The organism is Embleya sp. NPDC005971 (genome assembly GCF_040629175.1).
Taxonomy (GTDB): Bacteria; Actinomycetota; Actinomycetes; order Streptomycetales; family Streptomycetaceae; genus Embleya.
The window spans coordinates 158,424-171,873 of the sequence record NZ_JBEXUX010000005.1 but is presented as its reverse complement, the minus strand read 5'-3'; the positions used below and the strand labels follow the sequence as shown (position 1 = coordinate 171,873).

The following is a 13,450-nucleotide window of genomic DNA, read 5'->3' as shown; positions in this document are numbered from 1 at the left end:
GTGGACATCCGGTCCGGATGGCCGACCTCCGCCTCCGTTCTCTCGTTGCGTACGACCCGGCGAAGGGGCGATCAGGAATTGTCGTCGGGGGACGCCGTCACGTCCCGACCCGGCCGTTCGCCCTGGATCGCCTGGCGGAACGCGCCGAAGCGGGCGCCGGGCGCGGGACGGGGCTTGCTCGCTCGCGGGGCCGGGTCGGGGCGCGACTCGGCCCGCTCGGCCGCCTTGGCCGCGGCGGCCAGGGTCTGCCCGGGGCGGCGCTTGGCCAGCCCGGAGAGGGTGGGTGCCGCGGGCGCCGATTCGGGCGCCGCGGGGGTCGGCTCGGCCGGCGAGGCGAGGAGCGCCGGCGCCGGCTCGGCCGGCTTCGCCGCGACGCGCCGCGCCGGGGCCGGACGTGCGTCGGGCACGGCCCGCTTGCGCGGCTCGGGGCGGGCCTCGCCGACCAGTTGACGGGGAATCATCACCACGACGCCGGTGCCGCCACGCGAGGACGGTCGGAAGGACACCGTCAACCCGTGCTTGCGGGCCAGACACCCGACCACGGCCAGGCCCAATCGGGTGCCGGAGAGGGTGGTCAGGTCCAACGCCTGAGCCGCGACCGCCTGTTCGGCCCGCCGCAGGGCGAACTCGCCCATCACCAGGCCGCCGTCCTCGACGGTGACCACGACACCCGCGGGCACGTCCTCGACGTAGACGTGCACCTGCTCGGACGGCGGCGAGAACTTGGTCGCGTTGTCCATCAGTTCGGCGAGTGCGTGCATGACGCCCTCGGCCGCGTAGCCGGCCACCGCCGCCTCGCTGGTCGAGTGCACCCGCACCCGCTGGTAGGCGCTGATCCGGCCGACCGCGCCGCGCAGGATGCTCTCCATCACGATCGGCTTGGTCCACCGGCGGCCCGAACGCGCGCCGGTGAGCACCGCGATGCTGTCCGCGAGCCGACCCGCCTGGGCGGTGCTGTGGTCCAGCCGCAACAGGTCGCCGAACACCTCCTCGCCGTGCCGACCCTCCATCTCGCGCAGGTCCGCGAGCATGCTGGTGGACAGCGCCTGCACCCGGCCGGCGGCGTTCGCACACGCGGACATCGCCGCGGCGCGCATGCGCTCGCCCTGGCCGACCTCGCGGGCGACGGTGGCCAGCGTGCGCTGCAACGCCTGGTGTTGCGGGGCCGATACGCCGGCGAGCGCGGTGTCCACCGACGCGCCCTCGCGCAGCAGCGTCACCAGCGCCGGCAACGTCTCGTCGGCGAGCCGGGTCGCCTCGGCCTCGAACGCCGACACGCGATCCCGGTTGTCGTCGTTCCACCGGGCCGCGTCGCCCTCCATCTCGGCGATCCGGGCCCGCAAGCGATCCGCGGTGCCGACCGCGTGCACGGTGGCCGCGACCGCGATGGCGAGCGCGAGCGCGACCGCCACGCCGCCCACCGCCACGGCGGTGCGGTGATTGGAGCCGACGACGGACACCGCCCACCCGACCGCGCCGGCGGTGATGATCGACACGGCCGCGAAGGCGAGCAGTGCCCGTCCCAGAGGCGGTCGTTCGGACCGGGCGCGAGGGGGCATGTGTGCTGACATCAAGCGGATCCTCGTTGCCGGGGGCGGGTCGGGCGTGAGCCTACCGGGCCGGATCCGGACGTGCGCAACACCGACGTTCCGGACGCAGGCGTAGCCTGACCTGTCGTCAACTGCCCGGAAATGTCCGGGACTTACCCTCTCTGGGCAATCCGGAACAGCCCGCCGAAACCGCCGCCGACCACTGATTCCGGCCGTCTTGCGGCGACACCCACACGGCCGACCGGGGCCCTTCGGGCGACGGACGACACCGGCACGGTGATCAGTGTCACCACGATCGCCTCGAACTCGTGTCCGGTCGGCCGGATTTCACCGGTCGGCGCCGTATTTCGGCCGGCGTGTCGCGCGTGCACGGGATTACCCGGCCACGTCGGCCCGGGCGCTATATCTTTGCGAACGTCGCCCGCGCAAGCCGCGCGCCGGGGCCGATTCGACCGCCGGATCACTCGGCACGAGGGGCTCGCACGGCGGGCGCGAACCCGGGAATCCGCCGCCGTACCGGCCCCCGGCCGGTACCGAGGGCGCCCGAGGACCGGCTTCGGCCACGGTCCGAAACGGGCTTCCCATGGTTCATAAGAGACATACATCACATCCCTCGGAGAGCAACCTGAGGGGCCTTCCGGAAGTCAATGATGCGGAGACTCGCGTCGCGCGGCCTCCGTCTTCTCGACCCGTTTGAAGGGAACCCCGAAACGTGGCAGGTAAAGCGATGCGACGGCGCACCATTCCGGCCGTCCTGGTCGCCGGCGCGATCCTGTTCACGGGGGCCTGCGGGCTGCTGGGCGGCGACGACAAGGGCGACAAGACGAGCAACGCGGGCAGCGAGTCCAAGGTGACCCCCGGGGCCGCCGGCGGTGCCGCGGGCGGCACCGAGTCGGGCAAGCCCCAGGATCCCGCCAAGGGCGCCGCTCCCCAGGTGAACACGACCCCCGAGGACGGCGCGACCGGGGTCGACCTGGCCGACCCGCTGACCTTCGCGGTCGACGGCGGCAAGGTCACCGCGGTCAAGGTGGTCAACGCGCGGGGCGAGTCGGTCGACGGCACGCTGGCCGCGGACGGCAAGACCTGGAAGCCCAAGGTCCCGTTCACGCCGGGCGGTCAGTACACGGTGAGCACCACCGCCACCAACGCGGACAACCAACCGACGACGGTGTCCACCCGGTTCACCACCCAGACGCTGGGCAAGGAGGTGACCGCGTCGATCTTCCCGGACGGCGGGACGGTCGGCGTCGGCCAGCCGGTGTCGGTGCGCTTCGACCGGCCGATCACCAACAAGGCCGAGGCGGAGAAGGCGATGAAGGTCACCGCCACCCCGGCGGTGTCCGGCGCGTGGCACTGGTTCGGCAACACGCGCGTGGAGTGGCGACCCAGGGAGTACTGGAAGGCCGGCACCAGGGTCAAGGTCGACCTCAACCTGCGCGGCGCGGACCTGGGCGGCGGCGCGGGCTCCAAGCAGTACAAGAGCTTCAACTTCGCCATCAGCAACATCGCCCGGATCTCCACCGTCGACGTGGCCGCCAAGACGATGACCACGACCGAGAACGGCAGGGTGGTCAGGACCACCAAGGTCACCACCGGCGAGTCCCCCAAGTACGACACATGGGGCGGCGTGATGGTGGTGATGGAGAAGTACGCCCAGACCCGAATGAACTCGGCCACCGTGGGCCTGGGCAAGGAGTACGACATCGCGGACGTCCCGTGGGCCGTCCGGATCACCACCTCGGGCACCTTCGTGCACGGCAACTACTGGTACGACAAGGCGAATCCGCCGTTCGGTCGGGCCAACACCAGCCACGGCTGCGTGAGCATGACGCCCGACGACGCCAAGTGGTTCTACGACCACGCGGATCGCGGTGACGTGGTCAAGGTGATCAACACCAAGGAGCGCACCGTCGCGGCCGACAACGGCTACGGCGCGTGGAACCTGACCTGGTCGCAGTGGTTGGCCACGAGCGCGACCAAGCAGTGACGCGGGTCCGACCTCCGGGGGCGCGCCGCGATCGTGCCCCCGGTCGTCGATCGGGCCGCCCGAACGACTGAGACCGCGATCACACCGCCCCCCGCGCAACGGCTGCGCCGCCGCTGGCGTCACTGTGGTGAATCCACAGACGGCCGAGCCCGGGGGAACCTTTCCATGCCTCGAACCACCCAGCGCCTGGGGATCGCCGCGATCGTCGCGGCGTCCCTTTTGTTGACCGGTGCCTGCAGCAAGGACGACGCGAAGAAGAAGGCACCGGATCCGGCGAAGGCGGCCGGTGAGAACCGCAACGGTCCGGCCGAGGCGGCCACGGTCACCCTGACCCCGGCGGACAGGACCACCGGGGTCGAGCCCGGGACGCCGATCACGGTCGCGGTCGGCGGCGGCAAGGTCTCCGAGGTCACGGTGACCAACGCGGGCGGCGAGACGGTGGACGGCGCGCTCGCGGGCAACGTGTGGAAGCCCAAGGTGCCGTTCATGTACGGCGGCAAGTACAAGGTGACCGCGACCGCGACCAACGCGGAGAACAAGCCGACCACCGCGACCGCCGCGTTCACCGTGCTCAACCCCACCCAGGCGGCGACCGCTACGTTCATGCCGGACGCCGATTCCACCGTCGGCGTCGGTCAGCCGGTCTCGATCACCTTCGACGAACCGGTGAAGAACCACAAGGCGGTGCAGGAGGCGATCAAGGTCACCGCCACCCCGGCGGTGGACGGCGCCTGGCACTGGTTCGGCAACTCGCGGGTGGAGTGGCGGCCGAAGGACTACTGGCAGGTCGGCACCCAGGTCAAGGTGGACCTCAACCTGCGTGGTGTGGACCTCGGCGGCGGCGTGATGTCGAAGCAGTTCAAGAGCTTCTCGTTCAAGATCTCGGACACCAAGCGGATCGCCGTCGTGGACGCCAACGCGCACACGATGACCGTCTCGGAGAACGACCAGGTGGTCAAGACGATCCCGATCACGGCGGGCGAGGACCCCAAGTACACGACGTGGAACGGCATCATGGTGATGCAGGAGCGTTACCCCACGCTCGACATGAACTCGCAGACGGTGGGTCTGGGCAACGAGTACAACCAGCCGGCCGTGCCGTTCGCGATGCGGATCACCGAATCGGGCACGTTCCTGCACGCGAACACGTGGGCGCCGAACAACCCGTTCGGCAACGCCAACACCAGCCACGGCTGCGTCAGCATGACCCTGGAGAACGCCAAGTGGTTCTACGAGCGTTCGATCCGCGGTGACATCGTGCAGGTCAAGGGCAACGAGGAGAAGCCGGTCGCGGGCGACAACGGCTACGGCGCGTGGAACCTGTCCTGGGAGCAGTGGACCGCCGGCAACTGACCCACCGGCCGACGGACACCTCGAACACGCGGACTAACCTGTCGGGGTGACCACCCGTCAGGACCCACCGCGGGCCCGGTCGCACGCTGTTCGCGGCGGCCGGGCCCAACCACCCGGGTCGACCGATGGTACGTGCCCACTACACGGGAACGTGACCGAGACCACGGCGGTGACTGCGCCCGAATGAGCGTATGAACTGTTGAACACATCGACGCCGGGTACGCCTGCCAGGAAACAACCGTTTTGACAGCCGTCCCGACACCCTTTCGAGGATCCCCCGACAACCCTTCCCTGGCGAGACGAGGCAGCCGTGTGTTGGAGCGCCGAAGCCGATCTCGTGATGGGCAGCGCCATCACGGCCGTGGGTATAGCAAGCGTCGCGTCGGTCCGGCGGATCAACGATCTGCCGATGGCGATGTTGCCGGTGATCCTCGGCGCCCATCAACTCGTCGAGGCGGTGGTGTGGAAGGGCGAGCGGGGTGCGGTGTCCGCCGGCACCGCCGAGATCGCGCGCGAGGTCTGGGCCGTGATCGCCTTCCCGCTGCTGCCCGCGTTCGTCCCGCTCGCCGTGGTGGCCGCGCAATGGCCGCTGAAGCGCGGCCGGGAGCGGGTCCGGGCGGCCTGCTTCGTGGTACTGGGCCTGGTGGTCGCCGGCGCACTCGGACACGCGCTGGCCTCGCGCCCGGTGAACGCCGAGATCTGCGGGAACACCGTGCGCTACTCGGTGGGCATTCCCGGCGCCCCGTGGGTGATCGCCGGCTATCTGGTGGCGACCCTGGGGTCGTTGTTGTTGGCCCGGGACCGATTGTTGCGTTTCCTGGGTCTGGTCTGCGCGATCGGTGCGGCCGTCACGATGCGCCTGTGGTTCCACTCCTTCGCCTCGACCTGGTGCGCGGTGGCCGCCGCCGCGAGCGTGATCGTGTTGTGGTGGGTGCGCTCCAGACGCGACCTGCCACCGGGAGGCCCGGGGCACCGACACGGGCCGGTCTCCCAACTCGTGTCCTAGGCCCGGGTCCGGCGGATCTTGGTGGGGGGGGTTCAGGGCAACAGCAGCGAGCTGTCCCCGAATTCGTGCCACAGGTAGCCCTGGGCGAGCGCCTCGTCATATGCCCGGCGGACCACCGTCGGCCCCACCACCGCCTCCAGGAGCAGCAGGTGGGTGGCCTCCGGCGCGTGCAGGCCGCTGATGATGCCGTGCACCACCCGGGCCGGTCGGTCCGGACCGAGCAGTAGATCGGTCCAGCCGCGCGCGGCCGCGATCTCGCCGTCGGGTCGGACCGCCGACTCCAGCGCCCGGGTGACCGTGGTGCCCACCGCGATCACCCGACGGGCCTGGCGGACCAGGCTCGCCGTGTGCTCGGGCACGCTGAACCACTCGCGCAGCGGCGGCTCGCCCACGTCCGGCGAGGACACCCCGGTGTGCAGCACGATCGGCGCGACGGTGACGCCGCGGGTGATCAGGTCGACCACGAGTTCGTTGGTGAACGGGCGCCCCGCGCTGGGCATCTCGGCGCTGCCCTCGTCGCGCGCGAAGACCGTCTGATACGCCGTCAGCGGCCATCGGTCGCGCAGGTAGGCGTAGGTGATCGGGCGGCCGCGCTCGGCCAGGAAGGTCTCCACCCGGGCCTGCGGCACGGTGATCCGCGCCTTCCACAACCGCTGCGGGGTGTGTTCGACCGGGTACGGATCCAGCAGCAGCGCCATCCCGCAGCCGGTGCCGGGAAAGCGCACCGCCTCGAACCGGCGCACCCCGCTCACCGGCCCGGGCGTGCCGTCGGTGTGTCGCAGTTCGAGCACCCAGGTCTCGTCGTCGATCCGGGTGGCGAAGTGCACGGTCACCGGCGAGCCGTCGGCACGGTAGCCGTCCACCGCGGCGGGCAGCGTCGCGGAGGTGTTCACCACCAGCAGGTCGCCGGGGCCCAGATGCCGACCGAGGTCGCGGAACACGGTGTGCTCGACCCGCTCCCGGGCGTGCACGAGCAGCCGGACGCCGTCGCGGGAGAGTCCGCGCGCCTCGGCGGGTTCGGTCGCCGCCTGGGCGACCGGGGTGCTCACGAGGTCACCGCCGAGGCGAACTCGGCGACGGTGTACCGGCCGCTCGCGGGCCGCTCGTCGAGCAGCCGCAGCAGCGCCGGCGCCACCGTCGCGGCGGCGGGCCGATCCGAGACGTCCTCGCCCGGGAACGCCTGGCGGTGCAGTTCGGTGTTCATGTCGCCGGGATCGAACGCGTAGACGTCCAAGCCGGGTTGCTCGACGGCCAGGGTCGCGGTGACGTGGTCCAGGGCGGCCTTGGTGGAGCCGTAGCCGCCCCACCCGGGGTAGGCGTTGACGGCGGCATCCGAGCTGATGTTCACGACCGCGCCGCGATCGGGACCGCCGAGCAGCAGTGGCAGGGTCAGTTGGGCGAGCGCGAGCGGTCCGAACACGTTCACCTCGTACGTGCGGGCCAACTCGGCGAGGGGGTGGTCGGCGATGGGCGGCATCGGGCTCGGGCCGAGCACGCTCGCGTTGTTGACGAGCAGGTCGAGCCGACCGGACTCGCGGACCGCGTCGAGCAGTTCGCGGCGATGAGCGGGGTCGGCCACGTCGCCGGCGACGGCGGTCACGTCGGCGCCGGGGCGCAGTTCGTCGGCGGCGCGAGCCAGGTCGGCGGCTCCGCGGGCGTCCAGGACCAGGGTCCAGGAGCGGGCGGCGAGCGCGTGGGCCAGGGCCAGGCCGAGCCCGCGCGAAGCGCCGGTGATCAGTGCGACAGGCATGGTGTTCTCCAGGGGAAATCCTCACCCCACCCGGTGATGGGTTGCCCCTCTACACTGCAAGTTCAAGTGCACTTCAGGTCAAGCGAACGAAACCGGGACGGACCGGATCGTGGACCGGACTTCAGGAGGCGGCGTGCTCACCGGGACGGACTTGTTGACGGTCGGCCAGATGACCGCGCGCAGCGGATTCGCGGCATCCGCCCTGCGCTACTACGAGGCGGAGGGATTGATCAGCGCGAGCCGCACGACGGGCGGACAACGCCGCTACGAGCGGCACATCCTGCGCCGACTGGCGTTCATTCGCGCGGCGCAGAACATCGGCCTGTCCCTGGAGGAGATCAAGGAGGCACTCGGCAGGCTCCCGGAAGGCCGAACACCCACGCCGGCCGACTGGGCGAAGATCAGTCGGGCCTGGCGCGGGCGTCTGGAGCAGGAGATCGAGGCACTGGTACGACTGCGGGACGGCCTGGAACAGTGCATCGGCTGCGGCTGCCTGTCGATGAAGCGCTGCCGTATCTCCAACCCCGACGACGTGGCCGCCCGCTACGGCTCCGGCGCGGTAACCCTCCCCGAACTCCTCCGCGAGGACCGGCGCGCGCACGGCTGACGCCGGCGGGTGACCTCGAACGCCGGCCGAGCCGGATTCGGCCGGGCCGGCGTTCGAGGCCGAACGGTCCGCGGGTGCGATCAGTACCGATCCCGCACCACCGCCGGAACCGCGGGAGCGCCCGGCGGCACCGTGAGCGTCGACCAATTCGGCTTCGCACCGATGTCGTACGTCCGCAACTTCGCGAGCACCGCGGGATCCTGGACGTCGAGCCAGTCCACCAGGTCGCGGAAGCTCACACACTTGGTCTCCGGTCGCGCGCACGCGGTCCGCATGGTGCGCTCGACGGCCTTCATGTAGATGCCGCCGTTCCACCCCTCGAAGTGGTTGCCGATCAGCAGCGGCGCCCGGTTCCCGGTGTAGGCGCGGTCGAAGCCGGCCATGTAGCTCGCGAACGCCTGGTCCTCCCACTCCTGGTACTTGGCCGGATCGCCCTTGACCGTGCGCGACTGGTTGAACATCACGTTGTAGTCCATCGACAGGACCTCGAACTTGCGCCCCGGCAGCGGAATCTGCTGCAACGGCAGGTCCCACACCCCGTTCACCTTGACCGGCCACACCTGCCGCCCACCGGGCGAACTCGCGTCGTAGCGAAAGCCCAGCGACGGTTCGGCCGCGAGCAGCGCCTTCTGACCCTCCAGGCACGGCGCCCGGCCGCCGATCAGTTCCTTGTCGTAGTCGAACGGAAGCGCCGGCAGGTCGGCCCAGCCGGTGTTGGTCTTCCAGTTCTTGACGAACGCCTTGGCCTGCTCGACCTCGCTGCGCCAGTCGTCGGCCGACCACGAACCGCCGCCGGTCGGCCCGCAGAAGTGGCCGTTGAAGTGCGTGCCGATCTCGTGGCCCTCGTTCCACGCGGCGCCGAGCTGTTCCAGCGTCATCCGCAGGTGCGCGTCGTCGAGGTAGCCGATGTCCGAGGCGCCGATCGGCTTGTGCGGCGGCTGGTACCTGGCCTTCCGGGCCTCCGGCAACACGTACACCCCGGACAGGAACAGCGTCATCTTCGCGTTGCTCTCCTTGGCCACCTGGCGGAAGCGGGAGAACAACTTCTTGTCGTCCTCGCCGGCCCCGTCCCAGGAGAACACCACGAACTGCGGCGGGACCTGGCCCGGCGCGAGCTTCTCCGGCTTGAGCCGGCCCGGCTGCTCCCCGGTGTTCGACGTGGAACCGTCGCCGATCAGGGTCGGTGCCTGCGCGGGCGCTGCCTGGCCACCCCGAGCCGGCGCGCCGGCCTGCTGCTTCGGGTCGTCGCCCTGTCCGCGGGCGAAGACGACGAAGCCGATGGCGGCGACCACCGCCACCACCAGGACGATTGCGGCCGCGCCGCGGGATGATCGCACGAGTGCCCCAAATGGTCGGAATCATAGGGAAATTCACAGCAGGCTAAGTCGACCGTCGCCACGGTTGGGGGCACGCCGAGCCGCGCGAAAGTCGATGATCACCGCATGGGGTGAACCGGTACGGCCACTCGGCGGCAGCGTGATCGCGTTCACCGGCCGGCCCAGGTGTCGGCGCCCGCCGGACGGGCTATGGATAGCCGGGTCGGCGCCGGAGACCGGGCATCCCGACGGCGGTCGAGGTCGACCGAAGCACGGCCGATCCCGCGGCCGATCCGAAGGGGGGCGCGATGCGTGAAACGCTTCGGGAGGCGAAGGACACCCTCGTGCCGCCCCGCGAGGTGGGTCCGCTCCCGCCGCTGCTGATCGTGCTCACCGTGGTGACCGGCCTGGTGGACGCGCTGAGCTACCTGGAACTGGGCCGGGTGTTCGTCGCGAACATGACCGGCAACGTGGTCTTCACCGGCTTCGCCCTGGCCGGCACCCCCGGCCTGTCCGTGGCCGCCTCGATGGCCGCCCTGGCCGCGTTCCTGGTCGGCGCCGCCGCCGGTGGCCGACTCGGCGCCGCGTTCGGCGACCGGAAACTGCTCCTGCTCCGGGTCGGGTGCACCCTCCAGGCCGTGCTGATCGCGGCGGCCCTGGTGGTGGCGGCGGCGGTGAGCGGACTGGGCACCGGCGAGCGATACACGCTGATCCTGCTCCTGGGCCTGGCCATGGGGCTGCAGAACGCGGTGGCCCGGCGGCTGGCCGTACCGGACCTGACCACCACGGTGTTGTCCCAGACGCTCACCGGACTCGCCGCGGACCTGCGCCGCTTCGGCGGCCCCGGCTCGCGCGCGGGCCGTCGGCTGCTCGCCGCGGTCGCGATGGCCCTGGGCGCGTTCTCCGGCGCGACGCTGGTCCTGCAGGTGCACGTGCTGATCGCCTTCGCCGCACCGCTCGTGCTGCTGGCCGGCGTGGCCGGGTGCGCCTACCGCCTGGATCGCCCGACACGCGCGGCCGGGGTCCGGGACGAGGTCGCGCGTCCGCCCCACCCGGACGGCGATCCGGGGCCGGTCGGGCCGCCGGACGGACCGCCGGACGGAAAAAGCGTTTGAGGTTCGCCTCGACCGGGGGTTAGCCTGGTCCGGTCACATTGTCGTCCGTCTGGATGGTCCGTTGCGCATCTGAGGTCAGGACATCGCGCCGCTTGAGCCCGAGTGCTCGCGGTCGCGTTCTCGACCTCGGTGTGGCCGTCCCGGACGACTTTTTCATGTCCGGCTTCCCCCCGATCCCGCCGCGCGGTGTCCCACGCGATCCGTTCGTCACGCGTCTCCGGGAGCCACCCCATGTCTTTTCCGACCACACCCGCGATCGTCTGTTCCGACCTGTCCTTCGCCTGGCCCGACGGAACGCCCGTCTGCACCGGCCTCGATCTCGCCATCGGCAACGGCCGAACCGGCCTGGTCGGAGTCAACGGCGCGGGCAAGTCGACCCTGCTCAAACTGATCGCCGGCGTCCTGCGGCCCACCTCCGGGTCGATCACCGTCGGCAGCGACCTCGGCTACCTGCCGCAACATCTCCCGCTCGACGCGGACCGCCCGGTCGACGACGTACTGGGCATCGCCGAAACGCGCGCCGCGTTGCTGGCGATCGAGGCCGGCGACGCGGACGTACGGCACTTCGACGCGGTCGGCGACGACTGGGACGTCGAGGAACGGGCCCGGGCCCAACTGGACCGTCTCGGGCTGCCGCACGTCGATCTCGACCGCACGGTCGGCACGCTGTCCGGCGGCGAGTCGGTGCTGCTCGGGCTCGCCGCGTTGTTGCTGCGTCGTCCCGACGTACTGCTCCTGGACGAGCCGACCAACAACCTCGACGCGTCCGCGCGCGAGCGGCTGTACGACGCGGTGCGGGGATATTCGGGCGTACTCCTGGTGGTCAGCCACGACCGGGTGCTGCTCGATCTGGTGGACCGGATCGTCGAATTGCTCCCGGACCGGGCCCGCACCTACGGCGGAAACCTGAGCGCGTATCTGGAGGTCCTGGAACAGGAGCGGGCGACCGCCGAACGGCTGGTCCGCACCGCACAGACCGACCTGCGCAAACAGAAGCGGGAACTGGCCGAGGCCCAGGTGCGATTGGCCCGCCGGGTCCGGACCGGCCGCAAGGCCCAGTTGGAAGGGGGCCTGCCCAAGATCGTCGCGGGCAACCTGAAGCGGGCCGCCGAGGTCTCCGCCGGCAAGCTCCGGGGCACCCAGGAGGGCCGGCTCGACGACGCCCGCACCCGGTTGTCCGAAGCGAAGGACGCGGTCCGGGACGACAAGGAGATCCGGATCGAGCTGCCCGAGACCGAGGTGCCCGCCGGGCGCACGGTGCTCGTGGCCGAGGGCCTGAACACCGCGGACGGGCTGTACGGGCCGGACGGCCTGGACCTGATCGTGCGCGGCCCCGAACGCATCGCGCTGACCGGCGACAACGGCGCGGGCAAGACCACGCTGCTTCGGCTGCTCACCGGTGCGGAGCAACCGGCCGCGGGCACGGTGCGGATCGGCGTCGAGGGGGTGCGTCATCTGCCCCAGCGGCTGGACGTGCTGGACGAGGACGCGAGCGTCCTGGACAACGTGCGCCACTTCGCGCCCTCGGCGACGGACGCGCAACTACGCGGCCGGCTGGCCCGCTTCCTCTTCAAGGGCAACCGCCCCGATCAGCAGGTACGCACCCTCTCCGGCGGCGAACGTTTCCGCGCGGTCCTGGCCGCACTCCTGTCCGCCGAACCGCCGCCACACCTACTGATCCTCGACGAGCCCACCAACAACCTGGACCTGGCCTCGGTCCACCAACTCGAACAAGCCCTCAACGCCTACCGAGGAGCCCTCCTGATCGCCACCCACGACCGCCCCTTCCTCACCAACATCGCCATCACCCGAGAACTCCCCCTCCACCGAGGCCACGGCCTCACACCCCCCACCGAAACCCCAACCGAAACCCCCACCTGACCAACCCCAATCCAGCCCCTCCAGCCCGGCCGGCGCATGACACCCCTCAGCCCGGCCGGCGCTTGAGGCGAACTCAGCCCGGCCGGCGCATGAGGCGAACCCAGCCCGGCCGGCGCATGAGGCGAACCCAGCCCGGCCGGCGCATGAGGCCACTCAGCCCCGCCGGCGCATGAGGCGAACCCAGCCCGGCCGGCGCATGAGGCCACTCAGCCCCGCCGGCGCTTGAGGCGAGCCCAGCCGGGCCGAGCGCATGAGGCCACCCAGCCCCGCCGGCGCATGAGGCGAGCCCAGCCGGGCCGAGCGCATGAGGCCACCCAGCCCCGCCGGCGCATGAGGCGAGCCCAGCCGGGCCGAGCGCATGAGGCCAACCTCAGTGCGCGTCGCGCACAGGTGCGTCCAAAGGATCGTTCCCCCGCCGAATCGTGCGCACGGAAGCCCCCGGCCGCCAGACCCGAATCACCATCTCGTCCCCGTCGATCCCCATCCGACTCACCTCCTCCAACTCCGCCCGAAACAGGTGAAACGGCTCCGGCGGCTTCGTCTCGACCACATACCGCCCCTTCACCGCGTCGTCCACGACCTCGACCGCCCGCCCACTCACCCGCACGTCCCCATGCAGCATCTCCGCCCCCTCCCCCGGGTTGGCGAAGATCGAAAACCGCGGATCGCGCAGCAGATCCCGCGCCTTCAACGACGACGGCATCATGCCGAGCCACAGCTCCCCGAACCGGAAGTCCACCTCCAGCCCGCTCAACCGAGGCGCCCCGTCGCGCCGCACCGTGCCCAGCACATGGTGCTTGTACATCCCGAATCGCTCCCGCACCGTCGCCGCGAACTCCGGCTCGACCTTCTCGAACTCCGCCCAACTCGTCATACACCGATGCT

General features: G+C 71.1%; 11 protein-coding genes. 6 read left to right on the top strand and 5 right to left on the bottom strand.

The features are described from left to right. Positions 1-71: 71 nt before the first annotated feature. The gene (locus tag ABZ374_RS07520) at positions 72-1,571 is read right to left on the bottom strand and encodes an ATP-binding protein (RefSeq protein ID WP_360307581.1); all 1,500 of its coding nucleotides are present in this window, start codon (positions 1,569-1,571) and stop codon (positions 72-74) included. A 706-nt stretch (positions 1,572-2,277) separates the two neighbouring features. Between ABZ374_RS07520 and ABZ374_RS07515 the strand changes: the two genes are divergently transcribed. The 3 genes from ABZ374_RS07515 to ABZ374_RS07505 all read left to right on the top strand — a co-directional run bounded on the left by ABZ374_RS07515 (position 2,278) and on the right by ABZ374_RS07505 (position 5,896). Continuing rightward, on the top strand, positions 2,278-3,537 hold the full coding sequence (locus ABZ374_RS07515) for an Ig-like domain-containing protein (protein WP_360307578.1): 1,260 nt from the start codon (positions 2,278-2,280) through the stop codon (positions 3,535-3,537). A 165-nt stretch (positions 3,538-3,702) separates the two neighbouring features. Then, a complete protein-coding gene (locus ABZ374_RS07510) occupies positions 3,703-4,890 on the top strand; it encodes an Ig-like domain-containing protein (protein WP_360307575.1) in 1,188 nt (395 codons plus the stop codon). A 310-nt stretch (positions 4,891-5,200) separates the two neighbouring features. Continuing rightward, positions 5,201-5,896 carry a DUF6629 family protein gene (locus ABZ374_RS07505; RefSeq protein ID WP_360307572.1) on the top strand — a complete coding sequence of 232 codons (696 nt, stop codon included), beginning with the start codon at positions 5,201-5,203 and terminating at the stop codon, positions 5,894-5,896. A 32-nt stretch (positions 5,897-5,928) separates the two neighbouring features. Here ABZ374_RS07505 and ABZ374_RS07500 read toward each other — a convergent pair whose 3' ends face one another. Both ABZ374_RS07500 and ABZ374_RS07495 read right to left on the bottom strand, forming a co-directional pair. Then, positions 5,929-6,945: an S-adenosylmethionine:tRNA ribosyltransferase-isomerase gene (locus ABZ374_RS07500; RefSeq protein WP_360307569.1), complete on the bottom strand. Its 1,017-nt coding sequence runs from the start codon at positions 6,943-6,945 to the stop codon at positions 5,929-5,931. Continuing rightward, the gene (locus ABZ374_RS07495; protein ID WP_360307566.1) at positions 6,942-7,646 is read right to left on the bottom strand and encodes an SDR family NAD(P)-dependent oxidoreductase; all 705 of its coding nucleotides are present in this window, start codon (positions 7,644-7,646) and stop codon (positions 6,942-6,944) included. The genes ABZ374_RS07500 and ABZ374_RS07495 overlap by 4 nt, the downstream gene beginning before the upstream one ends. Before the next feature lie 133 nt (positions 7,647-7,779). Between ABZ374_RS07495 and soxR the strand changes: the two genes are divergently transcribed. After that, entirely contained in the window at positions 7,780-8,253 is a 474-nt protein-coding gene (soxR, locus tag ABZ374_RS07490) for a redox-sensitive transcriptional activator SoxR (RefSeq protein ID WP_360307563.1), read from the top strand. An 80-nt stretch (positions 8,254-8,333) separates the two neighbouring features. Here soxR and ABZ374_RS07485 read toward each other — a convergent pair whose 3' ends face one another. Further along, entirely contained in the window at positions 8,334-9,590 is a 1,257-nt protein-coding gene (locus ABZ374_RS07485; protein WP_360307560.1) for a hypothetical protein, read from the bottom strand. Between the two features lie 287 nt (positions 9,591-9,877). Between ABZ374_RS07485 and ABZ374_RS07480 the strand changes: the two genes are divergently transcribed. Together ABZ374_RS07480 and ABZ374_RS07475 are read left to right on the top strand one after the other, a co-directional pair. Continuing rightward, entirely contained in the window at positions 9,878-10,684 is an 807-nt protein-coding gene (locus ABZ374_RS07480) for a YoaK family protein (RefSeq protein ID WP_360307557.1), read from the top strand. Between the two features lie 231 nt (positions 10,685-10,915). Further along, positions 10,916-12,565 (top strand): ABC-F family ATP-binding cassette domain-containing protein, encoded by a 1,650-nt coding sequence (locus tag ABZ374_RS07475; RefSeq protein WP_360307554.1) that lies wholly within the window; start codon positions 10,916-10,918, stop codon positions 12,563-12,565. A gap of 370 nt (positions 12,566-12,935) precedes the next feature. Here ABZ374_RS07475 and ABZ374_RS07470 read toward each other — a convergent pair whose 3' ends face one another. After that, positions 12,936-13,439 carry a pyridoxamine 5'-phosphate oxidase family protein gene (locus tag ABZ374_RS07470; protein ID WP_360307551.1) on the bottom strand — a complete coding sequence of 168 codons (504 nt, stop codon included), beginning with the start codon at positions 13,437-13,439 and terminating at the stop codon, positions 12,936-12,938. Positions 13,440-13,450 lie beyond the last annotated feature (11 nt).

Excerpts from the sequence above, each read along its gene's own strand:
- ABZ374_RS07520 (WP_360307581.1), bottom strand. The coding sequence starts at position 1,571 with ATGTCAGCACACATGCCCCCTCGCGCCCGGTCCGAACGACCGCCTCTG.
- ABZ374_RS07515 (WP_360307578.1), top strand. The coding sequence starts at position 2,278 with ATGCGACGGCGCACCATTCCGGCCGTCCTGGTCGCCGGCGCGATCCTG.
- ABZ374_RS07510 (WP_360307575.1), top strand. The coding sequence starts at position 3,703 with ATGCCTCGAACCACCCAGCGCCTGGGGATCGCCGCGATCGTCGCGGCG.
- ABZ374_RS07495 (WP_360307566.1), bottom strand. The coding sequence starts at position 7,646 with ATGCCTGTCGCACTGATCACCGGCGCTTCGCGCGGGCTCGGCCTGGCC.
- ABZ374_RS07480 (WP_360307557.1), top strand. The coding sequence starts at position 9,878 with ATGCGTGAAACGCTTCGGGAGGCGAAGGACACCCTCGTGCCGCCCCGC.
- ABZ374_RS07475 (WP_360307554.1), top strand. The coding sequence starts at position 10,916 with ATGTCTTTTCCGACCACACCCGCGATCGTCTGTTCCGACCTGTCCTTC.
- ABZ374_RS07470 (WP_360307551.1), bottom strand. The coding sequence starts at position 13,439 with ATGACGAGTTGGGCGGAGTTCGAGAAGGTCGAGCCGGAGTTCGCGGCG.